Origin of the sequence: Kitasatospora sp. NPDC057965 (genome assembly GCF_042887135.1) — a bacterium.
Lineage (GTDB): Bacteria > Actinomycetota > Actinomycetes > Streptomycetales > Streptomycetaceae > Kitasatospora.
On sequence record NZ_JBHVPZ010000020.1, the window covers coordinates 131,534 to 144,865 of the forward strand.

At 74.8% G+C, this 13,332-nt stretch carries 12 protein-coding genes; 7 read left to right on the forward strand and 5 right to left on the reverse strand.

Annotated elements, in window-relative coordinates:
* Positions 1-14: 14 nt before the first annotated feature.
* The 6 genes from ACFVVU_RS25550 to ACFVVU_RS25575 all read left to right on the forward strand — a co-directional run bounded on the left by ACFVVU_RS25550 (position 15) and on the right by ACFVVU_RS25575 (position 5,205).
* The gene (locus ACFVVU_RS25550; RefSeq protein WP_380684003.1) at positions 15-659 is read left to right on the forward strand and encodes an amino acid ABC transporter permease; all 645 of its coding nucleotides are present in this window, start codon (positions 15-17) and stop codon (positions 657-659) included.
* Positions 656-1,525 carry an amino acid ABC transporter permease gene (locus ACFVVU_RS25555; RefSeq protein ID WP_380684004.1) on the forward strand — a complete coding sequence of 290 codons (870 nt, stop codon included), beginning with the start codon at positions 656-658 and terminating at the stop codon, positions 1,523-1,525. The genes ACFVVU_RS25550 and ACFVVU_RS25555 overlap by 4 nt, the downstream gene beginning before the upstream one ends.
* 149 nt (positions 1,526-1,674) lie before the next feature.
* Positions 1,675-2,580, forward strand: a complete 906-nt coding sequence (locus ACFVVU_RS25560; RefSeq protein WP_350563810.1) for a LysR family transcriptional regulator — start codon at positions 1,675-1,677, stop codon at positions 2,578-2,580.
* Between the two features lie 133 nt (positions 2,581-2,713).
* A complete protein-coding gene (locus ACFVVU_RS25565; protein WP_380684005.1) occupies positions 2,714-3,280 on the forward strand; it encodes a cysteine dioxygenase in 567 nt (188 codons plus the stop codon).
* Positions 3,281-3,287: 7 nt separating this feature from the next.
* On the forward strand, positions 3,288-4,346 hold the full coding sequence (locus ACFVVU_RS25570) for a YeiH family protein (RefSeq protein WP_380684006.1): 1,059 nt from the start codon (positions 3,288-3,290) through the stop codon (positions 4,344-4,346).
* A 151-nt stretch (positions 4,347-4,497) separates the two neighbouring features.
* Positions 4,498-5,205: a spermidine synthase gene (locus ACFVVU_RS25575; RefSeq protein ID WP_380684007.1), complete on the forward strand. Its 708-nt coding sequence runs from the start codon at positions 4,498-4,500 to the stop codon at positions 5,203-5,205.
* A 44-nt stretch (positions 5,206-5,249) separates the two neighbouring features.
* Here ACFVVU_RS25575 and ACFVVU_RS25580 read toward each other — a convergent pair whose 3' ends face one another.
* From ACFVVU_RS25580 to ACFVVU_RS25595, 4 genes are all read right to left on the reverse strand, one after another.
* Positions 5,250-7,571 carry a glycoside hydrolase family 18 chitinase gene (locus ACFVVU_RS25580; protein WP_387792402.1) on the reverse strand — a complete coding sequence of 774 codons (2,322 nt, stop codon included), beginning with the start codon at positions 7,569-7,571 and terminating at the stop codon, positions 5,250-5,252.
* 400 nt (positions 7,572-7,971) lie between these two features.
* Complete coding sequence (locus ACFVVU_RS25585) at positions 7,972-9,912, reverse strand: hypothetical protein (RefSeq protein ID WP_387792404.1); 1,941 nt, start codon at positions 9,910-9,912, stop codon at positions 7,972-7,974.
* Between the two features lie 133 nt (positions 9,913-10,045).
* Positions 10,046-10,897 (reverse strand): TetR/AcrR family transcriptional regulator, encoded by an 852-nt coding sequence (locus ACFVVU_RS25590; protein WP_380684506.1) that lies wholly within the window; start codon positions 10,895-10,897, stop codon positions 10,046-10,048.
* Positions 10,898-10,919: 22 nt separating this feature from the next.
* The gene (locus ACFVVU_RS25595; RefSeq protein ID WP_380684505.1) at positions 10,920-11,444 is read right to left on the reverse strand and encodes an NUDIX hydrolase; all 525 of its coding nucleotides are present in this window, start codon (positions 11,442-11,444) and stop codon (positions 10,920-10,922) included.
* Between the two features lie 61 nt (positions 11,445-11,505).
* On the opposite strand from ACFVVU_RS25595, the gene ACFVVU_RS25600 reads away from it, so the two are divergent.
* Positions 11,506-12,726 carry a serine hydrolase domain-containing protein gene (locus ACFVVU_RS25600; protein ID WP_380684504.1) on the forward strand — a complete coding sequence of 407 codons (1,221 nt, stop codon included), beginning with the start codon at positions 11,506-11,508 and terminating at the stop codon, positions 12,724-12,726.
* Positions 12,727-12,783: 57 nt separating this feature from the next.
* Here the strand turns inward: ACFVVU_RS25600 and ACFVVU_RS25605 are convergent, their stop codons facing one another.
* On the reverse strand, positions 12,784-13,107 hold the full coding sequence (locus tag ACFVVU_RS25605) for a nuclear transport factor 2 family protein (protein ID WP_387792406.1): 324 nt from the start codon (positions 13,105-13,107) through the stop codon (positions 12,784-12,786).
* Between the last annotated feature and the right edge of the window lie 225 nt (positions 13,108-13,332).

Here is a 13,332-nt window from a genome sequence, read left to right on the forward strand (position 1 = left end):
GGAAGGGCCGGGCTGTGAAGACACTGATCGACAACTGGTCGACCTACTGGGACGGCTTCCTCGGCACCCTGGAGCTGTTCGCGGTGAGCGCCGTGCTGGCGCTGGTGCTCGGGGTGCTGATGGCGGCCTTCCGGGTCTCGCCGGTGCGGCCGCTGCGGGTGTTCGGCACCACCTGGGTGACCCTGCTGCGCAACACCCCGCTGACCCTGCTGTTCTTCATCGTGGTGCTGGGCCTGCCGCGGTTCGACATCACCCTGCCGTTCTTCACCTTCGCGGTGCTCGCGCTCGGCTGCTACACCTCCGCCTTCGTCTGCGAGGCGATGCGCGCGGGCGTCAACACGGTGCCGGTCGGGCAGGGCGAGGCGGCACGGAGCCTGGGCATGACCTTCGGCCAGACGATGGGGCTGGTGGTGCTGCCGCAGGCCTACCGCTCGGTGGTGGCGCCGATCGGCAGTGTGATGATCGCGCTGGCGAAGAACACGGCGATCGCCGGCTCGTTCAGCGTCACCGAACTGCTCGGCACCTACCGGACCATCAACGAGCTCGGCTACAGCATCGTCTGGACCTTCGTCTGGATCGCCGTCGGCTACCTGATCATCACCCTGGCCATCAGCGCCGTGTTCAACCTCCTGGAACGACGAGTGGCGGTGTCGCGATGACGGCGGAATCCTCGGCGCTCTACGACATCCCCGGCCCGAAGGCGCTCGCCCGGCACCGGCTGTACGGCGGGATCGCGCTGCTGGCGATCGCCGCGCTGATCGGCTGGATCGTCTACATGCTCTTCCACACCCACCAGTTCACCGCGGCCAAGTGGACGGCCTTCCAGTACGAGGGCGTCCAGGACCTGCTGCTGCGCGGGCTCGCCAACACCCTCAAGGCCTTCGGCTGGACCGTGCTGTTCGCCCTGCCGTTCGGCGCGCTGTTCGCGGTCGGGCGGCTCTCCGACCACCGGGTGGTGCGCCTGCTCTCCACCCTGGTGGTGGAGTTCTTCCGGGCCATGCCGGTGCTGGTGATGATCTTCTTCATCTTCGTCGCCCTCAAGGTGGCCCCGCTCTGGGCGCTGGTGGCCGGGCTGGTGCTCTACAACGGCTCGGTGCTCGCCGAGGTGTTCCGGGCCGGCGTGGTCGCGGTGCCCAGGGGCCAGCGGGAGGCGGCCTTCGCGCTCGGCATGCGCAAGTCCCAGGTGATGGCGTACGTCCTGGCGCCGCAGGCGGCGCGGGCGATGCTGCCGGCGATCATCAGCCAGCTGGTGGTGGCACTCAAGGACACCTCGCTGGGCTTCCTGATCACCTATGAGGAGTTCCTGCACGCCGGCAAGCTGATCGCCACCAACCTGGACTACGACCTGCCGTTCATCCCGGTGGTGATGGTGATCGCGCCGATCTACATCGGCATGTGCCTGCTGCTCTCCTGGTTCGCCCACTGGGTCGAGCGGCGCAGCCGGCGCAGCCCGAGCGCGCGCGGCGGGGCCCCGGTGGCGCCGGCCGACGTGTCGATGGGGGTGCCGCCGGCCGCCCGGCCGTGACCGGGCGGGGTGGGCGGATGCGTCCGGGGGCGGACGGTTCGCCGGTAAACCATAGGTGCGGCCGAGGTCTGGATCGGTACCTCCAAACTCTGCTTATGATTGCCGGCAGCGACACGCTACGACGGCCGGGCGGAGGGACAGTGGAGCCGGTGTTCGACTCACGGCACATCAGGACCTTCCACGAGGTCGTCCGGGCGGGCTCCTACTCGGCGGCCGCCCGCGAACTCGGCTACACCCAGCCCGCCATCACCCAGCAGATGAAGGCCCTGGAACGCACCGTCGGCCTGCCGCTGTTCACCCGCGCGGGGCGCGGGCTGCGGCTCACCGAGGCCGGCGAGGCGCTCGCCCGGCACGCCGAACAGATCCTCGGCAGCCTCTCCGCAGCCCAGCAGCAGCTCGCCGCGCTCGGCCGGCTGCGCGCCGGGCGCGTGCGGGTCTGCGCCTTCCCCAGCGCCAACGCCACCCTGATACCGGAGGCGATGGCCCGGCTGCTCGCCGAGCACCCCGGCGTGCGGGTCGAACTCCTGGAGGCCGAACCGCCGGACTCGGTGCAGCGGCTGCTGCGCGGGGAGTGCGACATCGCGCTGGCCTTCCGCTATCCCGGCGCGCCCGCCGAGGTCCCCGACGGGCTGGACGAGATCCCGCTGATGGAGGACCTGCTGACCGTGCTGCTGCCGGTCGGCCACCCGCTCGGGCGCCGGCACGCCGTCCGGCTGGCCGACCTCGACGGCGAGCGCTGGATCGCCGGCTGCCCGCGCTGCCGGGCCAACCTGCTGCAGGTCTGCGCCGAACAGGGCTTCGCCCCGGACATCGTGTTCTCCACCGACGACAACCTCGCCGTGCAGAGCCTGGTCGCCGCCGGGGTCGGGATAGCGCTGATGCCCGCGCTGGTGCTCTCCTTCATGTGCCACCGCAAGGTCACCGGCCGGGCCGTCGAGCCGCACCTGCGGCGCCAGGTCAGCGCGTACGTGCTCCGCGAGCACCGGCGGATCCCGGCGACCGCGCTCGTCCTGGACCACCTGCGGCAGGCCGCCGCGGCCCGGGTGGGGTGCTGAACCCCCGCCGGACCTCCGGCCGAACCCCTGTCGCGATCCCCGTCGGCCACCCCGGAATCGATAAGCGGTGATGGGGGGAGAGCGAAAGAACCCTCCTTGGACGTGATGGGTCGGCGACGGCGACCCTGCTGGCATGACAACGTCAGCCACGGTCGGCGGCGGCCGGCTCACCGAGCGCATGACCGCGCTCGTCGGCGAGATCCGCGCGGTCGTGGACCGCGGCCTGCCCCCCGAGCTCACCGCCTACCTGGTCGGCGAACGGCTCGCCCCGCACCTGGGCGACGGCGAACTGCTCACCGCGGACCAGCGCGAGGGCGACCCCGGGCGCTACCGCCAGCACGTCCTGCACGCCGAGGACGACGGCTCCTTCTCCGTCGTCGCCCTGGTCTGGCTGCCCGGCCAGCACACCCCGATCCACGACCACGTCTCCTGGTGCGTGGCCGGCGTCCACCAGGGCCAGGAGAGCGAGACCCGCTACCGGCTGATCTCCGACGGGCGCGCCGCCCACCTCGTCGAGACCGAGCACGTGGTCGGCCCGGCCGGCACCGTCGCCGCCTTCGCCCCGCCCGGCGACATCCACCTGGTGCGCAACACCTGCACCACCACCGCCATCTCCATCCACGTGTACGGCGCCGACGTCTCCCGGCTCGGCACCAGCATCCGGCGCGTCTACCGGCTGCCCGCCGACGAGCGGCGGTGAGCCCCGGATGGCCCTGACCCTCCGGGACCGCGCGGTCCGCCCGACCCGCACCCGCGCCCTGCCCCCGCTCGGCGGGAACGCCCCCGGCCTGCTGCTCGCCGCGCTCGGCGTCACCGCCGCGATCGCCGTCCACCAGGCCGTGCCCGCCGTGCCCAAGCTCACCGCCGCCGTGCTGCTCGGTGTCGCCGCCGCCCACCTGCCCGGTCTGCGCCCGGTGGTCCGCGGCGTCGCCCGGCCCGGGCTGTCCACCGCCGGCAAACGGCTGATGCGGCTGGGCATCGTGCTGCTCGGCCTCAAGCTGAGTCTGGACGACGTGCTCGGCCTCGGCTGGGCCACCGTCGCCATGGTGCTCGCGGTGGTCGCCGCGACCTTCGCCGGCACCCTCTGGCTCGGGCGCCGGCTCGGCCTGCCCGGCGACCAGCCGCTGCTGGTCGCCACCGGCTACTCGATCTGCGGCGCCTCGGCGATCGGCGCGGTCAGCCAGGCCGCCGGGAGCGAGGAGGAGGACGTCGCCGCCTCCGTCGCCCTGGTCACCCTCTGCGGCACCCTGGCCATCGCCGTCCTGCCGCTGCTGCAGCACCCGCTCGGCCTGGACCCGGACGGCTTCGGCCGCTGGGTCGGCGCGAGCGTGCACGACGTCGGGCAGGTGGTCGCCACCGCGCAGAGCGGCGGGGCGGGCGCGCTGCGCGAGGCGGTGCTCGTCAAGCTGATGCGGGTGGTCCTGCTCGCGCCGCTGGTAGCCGGGGTCGCGGTGGCCGTGCGGCGCTCGCACCGGCGCGCCGGCACCGCGCCGGCGGCCGGGAAGCGGCCTCCGCTGGTGCCGCTGTTCGTCGCCGGCTTCCTCGCCATGATCGCGCTGCGCACCACCGGGGTGCTGCCCGAGCGGGCCCTGGCCCTCGCCGGGGAAACCCAGGAACTGCTGCTCGCGGCCGCGCTGTTCGGGCTGGGCAGCGCCGTCCACCTGCCGACCATGGTGCGCACCGGCGGCCGGATCGCGCTGCTCGGGCTCGGCTCCTGGGTGATGGTCGCGGGGGTCTCCTATGTCGGGGTGCTGGCCACGACGTGAAAATCCGGGGCGGCCGGCGCCGGTTGGGGCTATCGTCGGCCGGGTGGTCCGATGCGTCGGCCCGGTGGACCCCAGGCCGTGCGGTCCCGGGGCCCGGCGGCCGCCCGGCCCGCGCGTCCGTGTCGCCGAGTACCGCGGAGGAAACCGCCGCATGTCCAGCGCACTGCCCGAACGGGACGGTTCCGCCGCCGTCGTGACGCTCGACCGGCGCGAGGGTCCGTTCGGGGAGGTGGTGCTGCGGCGGCGCGGCGGGGACTACGAGATCATCGCCAACGGCTGCTTCCTGATGGACACCGCCGACGGGCGCTCCGAACGGCTGCTGGTCCGGGCGGCGCTGGACGAACTGGACCGGGACGGACCGGTGGCGCGGCCCGCCGTGCTGATCGGGGGCCTCGGCGTCGGCTTCTCGCTGGCCCACGCCGCGGCCGAGCCGCGCTGGGGGCGGATCGCCGTGGTGGAGCGCGAGAGCGCCGTCATCGACTGGCACCGCGCCGGTCCGCTGGCCGCCTTCTCGGCCGGGGCGCTGGACGATCCCCGGGTCGAGGTGCTGCACACCGACCTGCTGGAGTACCTGGCGGGCGCCGACGGCGCCCGCTACCACGCGCTCTGCCTGGACATCGACAACGGCCCGGACTGGACGGTCACCGACGCCAACGCCGGGCTGTACGGGCCGGACGGACTGGCGGTGCTGATGCGGCGGCTGGAGCCGGGCGGGGTGCTGGCGGTCTGGAGCGCCCGGCCGTCGGCGGCCTTCGAACAGGCGCTGCGGGCGGCCGGCTTCACGGACGTGGTGACCCACGAGGTCGCGGTGGCCCGGGGTGTACCGGATGTCGTGCACCTGGCCCGCCGCGCGCGGTGAGCGCGTGACGGGCCAGGCGGTGGAGGGGCCGGGCCGCCCCCGGGCTACTTCAGACCGTTGTCCACCGCGGCCATCAGCTCGCCGTTCGGTGTGTCACCGTCGAAGGCCCAGACCATCGCGCCGGCCAGTCCCTGGGACTTGATCCAGGCGGTCTTGCGGGCGATCTCGGTCGGGTCGTCGTAGGTGTAGAAGACGTTCCCGTTGTAGATGTAGGCGTGGCCGGCCACCGGGTCGCGGTAGATGGTGTAACCACCGCTGGTGGCCATGTCCTTGAGCTTCTTGTAGTCCTCGAAGCCCGCCTCGTAGGTGCCCGGGCCGGGGCCCGTCGCGGTCTGGAAGAGGCCGTTGGTCGTGCCGCGCGGCACGCCCGTCCAGCCGCGTCCGTAGAACGGGATGCCGAGGGTGAGTTTGCTCTTCGGGGCGCCGCCGTCCACGTAGGCGCCGATCGCGACCTCGGAGCTGAACTGCCGGGCCGGCGGGTTCGGGTCGCCGGCGGCGACCTTGATGCCGGACTGCTGGTTGGTGACCATCTCCCAGCCGCCGTGGTAGTCGTAGCCCTGGATGGTGGCGAAGTCGAAGGCGCCGAACAGGCCGGGGACGTCGACGCCCGCCGCGATCTTGCCGGGGTCGGCCGGGAGGAAGGCGCTCAGCGTGTAGTGCTTGCCGGTGGTGGCGCCGAGGGCGTCCAGCTGGCGGCGGAACTCCTGGGCCAGCAGGACGTAGTTGGCCTTGTCGGCGGGCCGGAAGATGTTGCCGGCGTGTCCGTCGGAGTTCGGCCACTCCCAGTCGAGGTCGATGCCCTCGAAGATGCCCGCCGCGCTGCCCGCGCCGCCGCGGCCGTCGATCACCGGCAGGTTGCCCTTGATGTACATGTCGATGCAGGAGCTGACCAGCGCCTTGCGGGAGGCGTCGGTGGCCGCCGCGTCGGAGAAGTACTTGCTGTAGGACCAACCGCCCAGCGAGATCTGGATCTTGAGGTTGGGGTACTTGGCCTTGAGCTGCTTCAGCTGGTTGAAGTTGCCGGCCAGCTTCTGGTCCCAGGTGTCGGTGGTGCCGGCCACCGAGTTGCCGGCGTCCCAGCCCTTGCCGAAGTCGGCCCAGGCGTCACCGGCGCCGTCACCCGCGTTCGGGTCGTTCTCCGGCCCGGCCGCCTTGTTGGTGATGAAGCACTGCTTGGTGCTCGGGTGGATGTTGGCGAAGGCGTAGTTGACCACCGAGAGCCGGCCGGCCGAGCCGGAGGTGTCGAGCTGCTTCACGCTGTAGCCGCGGGCGTAGATGCTCCACTGCGTGAAGTAGCCGATCTTCAGCGCGCCGCCGGTGCCGCCCTTCTTGGTGCGCGCGGTCACCGAGCCGGAGGCCGGGGAGACGTTGCCGGCCGCGTCGCGGGCCTTGACGGTGAAGGTGTAGTCGGTGTCCGGGGCCAGGCCGCCGACGGTGCCGGAGGGGCTGGTGACCGTGGTGACCACGCCGTTGCTCGCGGCGATGTCGTAGGCGGTGACGCCGACGTTGTCGGTGCTGGGCGTCCAGCTCAGCGAGACCGAGCTGGAGTCCGAGCCGGTGACGACCGGGGTGCCCGGGGTGGTCGGCGCCTCCTTGTCCTCGATCGGCGGCGGGGTGGTGACGCTCACCGGGCCGGCCGCCGCCGAGCGGTTGCCCGCCGCGTCGAAGGCCTGGACGGTGAACCGGTAGGTGGTGCCGCCGGTCAGGCCCTGCACGGTGACGGCCGTGGTGGAGCCGTCGGTGGTGGCCACCTTGGTGCCGTCCTTGAACACGTCGTACCCGGTGACGCCGACGTTGTCGGTGCTCGCCGCCCAGGAGAGCGCCGCCGTGGTCTGGGTGACGGTGCCGGCCGTCAGGGCTCCCGGGACGGTCGGCGGGGTCAGGTCGTCGCCGCTGCCGTCGCACGGCTTGCCGTTCAGCTTGCAGTTCGCCGGCGGCTGGTAGCTGCCGGAGTAGGCGATGTTGAAGCCGACGTTGTAGGTGCCGCCGACCGGCAGGGTGGCGGCCCAGCCGGGGTTCTTCACCGTGACGTGGGAGGCCGCGGTGGTGTACGAGGCGTTCCACAGGCCGGCGACGGTGTTGCCGGTGGGCAGGTCGAACTCCAGTGTCCAGCCGTTGACCGGGGCGCTGGAGCCGTTGCTGATGGTGTAGCTGCCCTCGTAGCCGCTGCCCCAGTCACTGCCCTTGGTCAGGGTCGCGGTCACCGAGCCTGCGGCGGTCTGCGCGGCCGCGTCGGCGGCGGCGTCCGCGGCGGCGGCGGCGTCCGCGGCGGCGTGGGCCAGGGTGGCGGGGAGGGCTGCGCCGAGCAGGGGGACGAGCAGGGTTCCGGCCGCGAGCAGCGGCAGGCTGATCCGACGTCTGCGCATGGATGTGGCTCCTGTCCTGGGGGCCCGGGCAGGCCCGGACGCCCCGTTACCCGTGGGGAGGTGTCAGGTGCGTGGAGCAGTGTGCTCCGGGCCATGGGGGCGGCGCGGAACCGGTCCTCGGGCCGTCGGGGTGCCACGGAGGATCCTGTGCCGAGGGTAGGGAGCGGACGGGTGAACTGGCAATAGGTCTGTACCAGTTATCGATCGTGGACATGGCGGACGCGACCGGTGGAACCCGGCGGACCTGCGCCTTCGTCACGGTCCGCGGGTGCCGGGCGCTTTCCGGTGCCCGGTGCCCGGTGCGCGGATCGGGAGTCGGCGGGCGAGGGAGGGACGGGGACGGACGGGGCCGCCCGACGGTCGGTGCGTCGGGCGGCCCGCGTGCGGGGATGCCCGGCGCTCAGCCGAAGGGGTCGCGCTCCGGGGCCGCGGTGGGCGGCGGCGGGGCCGGGGTGGCGTCGGGCTGCGGGGCGAAGGGGTCGAAGTCCGGCGGCGGGACCATCACCGGGGTGCCCTTGGCGGGGCCGGCCACCGGGCCGGAGCCCGGGTCGGTGGCGGTAGTGACGGGGACGGCGGGCGGGGCGCTGGGCGGCGGGGGGACCGCGGTCGCGGGCCGGGGGGCCGGGACGGTGGTGCCGAACGGGTCGGCGGCCTGCTCCGCGGCGGTCACCGTGCCGAACGGGTCGGCGGCCGGGGCGGCCGAGGGCTGGGGGGCGGCGGCCGGCAGCGGTTCGGCGACCGGGGTCCCCAGGATGCCGAAGGGGTCGAAGTCCGGCGGGGGCACCATCACGGGCGTCCCCTTCAGCGGCTCCGGGGCCTCGGGCTCCTCCGGGGCGGTCGGTTCGGCGGCCGGGGTGCCGAGGATGCCGAAGGGGTCGAAGTCGGGCGGCGGGACCATCACCGGGGTGCCCTTGGGCGGGGCGGCCGGCTCCGCGGCCTCCTCGGGCACCAGGATCGGCTGGGCCGGGGTCGGGTCGGCGACCGGGTCGAAGGGGTTGAAGTCGGCCGGCGGGATGCGGACCGGCGTGGCGTCGTCCGCGGGCGCCGGGGGCATCAGGGGTGCCACGGGTGCCGGGGGAGCCGGAGGCGCGGCCGGGGCGGGCGCGAGCACGGGGACGGGGGCAGGCGCCGGGACGGGCGCGGGCGCCGGGGCGACCGGGGCGGCGGGCACGCCGTCCCAGCCGAACTGCACGCTCTTCAGCAGCTCGGCGAAGACGTCCGTGTACAGCTCCCAGTCCTGCGGCTGGGCGGTGGTCAGCTGCACGCAGAGCACCGAGGCGCCGTCCGGCAGCGGTACGAACGCCTCCACCACCGAGGTGACCGCCCAGCGGCGCGCCCCGTCGGCGGCCAGCGGGCCCGGCACCGGGACGCTGCGGGCCTCGACCAGGACGGCGGCCGGTCCGGCGGGCAGCAGCACCGTCCAGACCTCGGCGTGCCGGCGCAGGGTGGCCAGTTCGGTCGCGAGTCCGGTGATCGGCAGCGGGTGGCGGGCCAGCGAGACGACCAGGGTCGCCTCGGTCGGCCGGCCGTCCAGGTGGAAGGCGCCGACGCCCGCGTAGACGGCGCCGGAGGCGGTGACGGTGTCCGCCAGGGCGGCGGCGATCAGCGCGAAGTCGCGGCGCTCGGCCGGGCCGGCGCCGCTGAACAGCTCCTCGGCGGTCTCGGCCAGGTGGGCGCTCAGCCCGGCGGCGGCCGCGCCGGTGGCCGGGGCGATCCCGCTGCCGGCCGGGACGCCGTCCACCGGGCCGGCGGGCACGGTGCGGGCGGAGACCCCGGGCGGGCCGTCGGGCGCGGTGAGCGCGTGGAAGCCCGGCGGGACGACCAGCCGGACCTCGGCGCCCGCGCCGGTGGGCAGTTCGACCGGCTGCCGGGTCTGCTGACCGGCCGCCAGCGCGGCCAGCGGAGCGGCGAACGCGGGGCGGAGCTTGGGGTCGGCGGGCTCACCGGTCACCGGCAGGCCGAAGCGCTCGGCGGTGGGCGGCTCGGCGGCGCCGCCCACCGCACCGCGGACCGGGCCGGCGGCGCCGTAGCGGGACAGCAGCGCGCCGGTCGCCAGCGGGGCGAGCGCGGCCCCGGTGCCCGGGCGGGCGGTGCCGGCGGTGACCACGGTGCCGAGCCGGTCGACGGCGGTGTGCACCGGGCCGTTGGGCGCCAGCGGCAGGTGGAACAGGGTGCCGGCGGCCGGGTGCGCGACGGTCCGCAGGGCGGTCAGCGCGGCCGCGGGGTGGCGCGAGGTGCGGGCGCCGAAGAGGGCGTCGGTGAGGCTGCCGAGCGTCGCGGAGACCCGCTCCGCGGCTGCGAAGGGATTGGCCTCCGCGCTGAACTGGCCGTCCTGGGTCAACTGTTGAGCCCCCCGCTCTGCTCGCTGTGCGTCCGTGGTCCGTGGACCCCGGCCCGGGGGTGACCGGCAGGCCGTCAGATCCGTGCACATTCCTATCAGAGGCCGCCGACGGGGCAGAACCGGCCGTCCGGCGTCAGTCGGCGTCGGAGCCGGTGTTGTCGGCGGGGCCGGGACCGGGGCCGGGTGCGGGCTCGGCGGCCAGGCCGGTGAGGGCGCCGGCCAGGCCCGGTACGGCCAGCAGGCCGGCGAGGTCGCGGACCAGCCGCCCGGTCGGGCCGTCCGGGCGCTCGTCGGCGAAGAAGCCGGCCAGCTCGGCGGCCAGCGCGGGCTCCCGGGCGGCGGTCAGGGTGAGTGCCGCCACGAACTCCTGCACCAGGTGCAGCTGCAGCTCCTCCAGCGGCACCGAGCGGTCGGCCAGCCACTCCAGCGAGGTGATCTCGGCGTTGGCGATCCAGGCCCGGACGGTCAGCCGCAGCCCCGGGCTGGGCGAGGGCAGCGCCAGGTGGCCGAGGATCTGGTCGTGGGCGGCCTTGCGGACCTCGTCGATCACCGCCGAGGTGTTGGTGCTGGCCGTCACCGAACCGCCGCGCAGCAGCGCCGCGAAGCCGGGCCCGTGGCTCTGCACGAAGTCCAGGTAGCGGCCCATCACCCGGTACAGGCGCTCGGAGAGCGGGCCCTCGGCCGGCTCCTCGAACCGGGCCGACAGCTCCCGGCCGGCCCGGCGCAGCGACTCCTCGTAGATCGCCTGCTTGCCCGGGAAGTAGTGGTAGACCAGCGGCCGGGAGGCGCCCGCGGCGGCGGCGATGTCGTCGATCGACACCTCCTCGGGCGGGCGGTGGCTGAACAGCTCCAGCGCCACGGCGATCAGCTGCTCGCGCCGCTCGTCCACGCTGAGCCGCCGGCGCGGTCGCACGGCGGGCTCCGGACGGTCGCCGCGCGCGGGCGCGGACGCGGGGGAGGGGGCCGACGGCGTGCGGGATGCCATGCGCGCCACCCTATCCGCCCGGTCAGGCCGGGTGGTGCTCCAGGTAGCGGCGGTAGGCCTCCCGGCCGTCCGGGACGAACTCGTCGCGCTCCAGCCGTTCGGCCAGTTCGGCCGGGGTGAGCCAGGCGTGCCAGGCCACCTCGGACTCCTGCGGGGCCACCGGGCCGTCCCACTCGGCCTCGTGCACGTCGGACCACCAGGCCAGGCCGGCCCCGCGGAACAGGAAGCGGAACAGCGGGCGCGGGGCGATCCCGGTGACGCCCAGCTCCTCCTCGGCCTCCCGGACGGCGGCCTGCCGGTAGGTCTCGCCGGCGCCCACCACGCCGCCGACGAACATGTCGTGCGCCCCGGGCGCGAACAGCTTGGTGTCGGTGCGCCGGTGCACGAAGATCCGCCCGGCCGGGTCGCGCACCAGGACGAAGACGCACCGGTGGATCAGCCCGCGCCGGTACACCTCCCCGCGCGGTGCGGTCCCGGTCACCCGGTCGTGCTCGTCGACGACGTCCAGCAGCTCGTCGGCGGGATCGGTCTGCGGGGTTTCGGTCATGACCGACAGGTTAGGGTTTCCGGGCGATCGATGGACGTACGAACGACGAGGACGGCACGCGGTGGTCGAGATCTGGGGCGAGACGGCCGGGGGCTTCGAGCCGGTGCGGGAGGCCTTCGCCCGCAACTTCCGCGAGTACGGGGAGCTCGGCGCGGCGTTCGCGCTGTACGCCGACGGCCGCAAGGTGGTCGACCTGTGGGGCGGCGACGCCCGGCCCGAGGTCGGCGCGCGGCCCGCGCCGGCGGTGCCGTGGACGGCGGACACCGCGCAGGTGCTGCGCTCGGTCACCAAGGGGCTGACCGCGGCGACCGCGCTGCTGCTCGCCGAGCGCGGGCAGCTCGACCTGGACGCCCCGGTCGTCGCGTACTGGCCGGAGTTCGGGGCCGCCGGCAAGGGCGGGGTGCCGGTGCGCTGGCTGCTGTCGCACCAGGCCGGGGTGCCGGCCCTGGACGAGCCGCTGCGGCTGGAGGACGTGCTCACCTGGGAGCGGGCGGCGGCCGCGGTGGCCGCCCAGGCGCCCGCCTGGGAGCCCGGCACGGCGCACGGCTACCACCCGTACACCTTCGGCTGGCTGGTCGGCGAGGTGGTGCGGCGGGCGAGCGGGCGCTCGGTGGGCCGGTACTTCGCCGAGGAGATCGCCGGGCCGCTCGGCCTCGACCTGTGGATCGGGCTGCCGGCCGGCGCCGAGCCCCGGGTCGGCCGGCTGGTCGACCTGCCCGCTCCGCAGGCAGCCAGGACCGGCCCGAGCGGGCTGCGGCTGCGCGCCAAGCAGTCGGTGCGCGACGCCTACCGGAACCCGGACTCGCTGACCGCCCGGGCGTTCGCCTCGGTGCGGCCCGGGGTGGACCTGAACGACCCGGCGGTGCAGGCCGCCGAGATCCCAGGCGCGGGCGGGATCGGTACCGCGCGCTCGGTGGCCCGGTTCTACGCGGCGCTGATCGGCGCGGCCGACCGGCACGGCAGCGGCGGCGGGACGCTGCCGCCGCTGCTCGGGCCCGAGGTGCTGGCCCGCGCGGTCGGGCCGGTGGTCAGCGGCCCGGACCGGGTGCTGATCGTCAACTCGACCTTCGGGCTGGGCTTCTTCCGGCACGGCCCGACCTCGCCGATGGCCTCGCCGGCCAGCTTCGGCCATCCGGGCCGGGGCGGCTCGCTGGGCTTCGCCGACCCCGGGCTCGGGATCGGGTTCGGCTACGTCACCAACGGCATGCAGCCCGGCGTCACCGGGGACATCCGCTCGCGCACGCTGATCCGGGCGGTGCGGGAGTGCCTCGGCGCGGCCTGACGGGACGCCGGGCGGGATGCCTGACGGGAGGCCGCTCGGGACGTCGGAGGGGCCGGGTCAGGCCTGGCCGGTCTCGAAGTGGCTGATCCGGCCGTCCTCGACGGTGAAGCGCCAGGCGGTGCGCATCTCGCCCCAGGTCTCGTTGCGGTAGTCGGCGACCAGGGCCCGGCCGCCGTCGGACTCGGAGCGGACCTCCATGTGGCCGCGGACGGTGAAGATCTCCCGGTCGATCCAGTCCTGGAGGTCGCGGGCGGAGCCGTCGTCGGCCATGGTGGCGTCCGGGGCGAGCAGGTCGACGAAGGCCTGCCGGTCGCCGGCGTTGATCGCGGTGACGGCGGCGCGCACGGTCGGGTCGGAGAGTCTGGCGGGGGCGATGGTCATCCGGTCTCCCAGGAGTCGAAGCGGGTCGGGACTCCTGTTTAGGACCTCGGGCGCGACGCGCCGCGCATGTCGGCGGCGCGTCGGGGATTTACCGGTATTCATGTGCTTGGATCCCGATACGGGTGATTTGCTCGCAGGGGTCCCCGGTCGGGCCACGGGGAGTGGCGTACGGAGTGGGAAGTCGGCGGGTCCGGCTTCCCACTCCGCGGTTGCGCCCGGGTGACC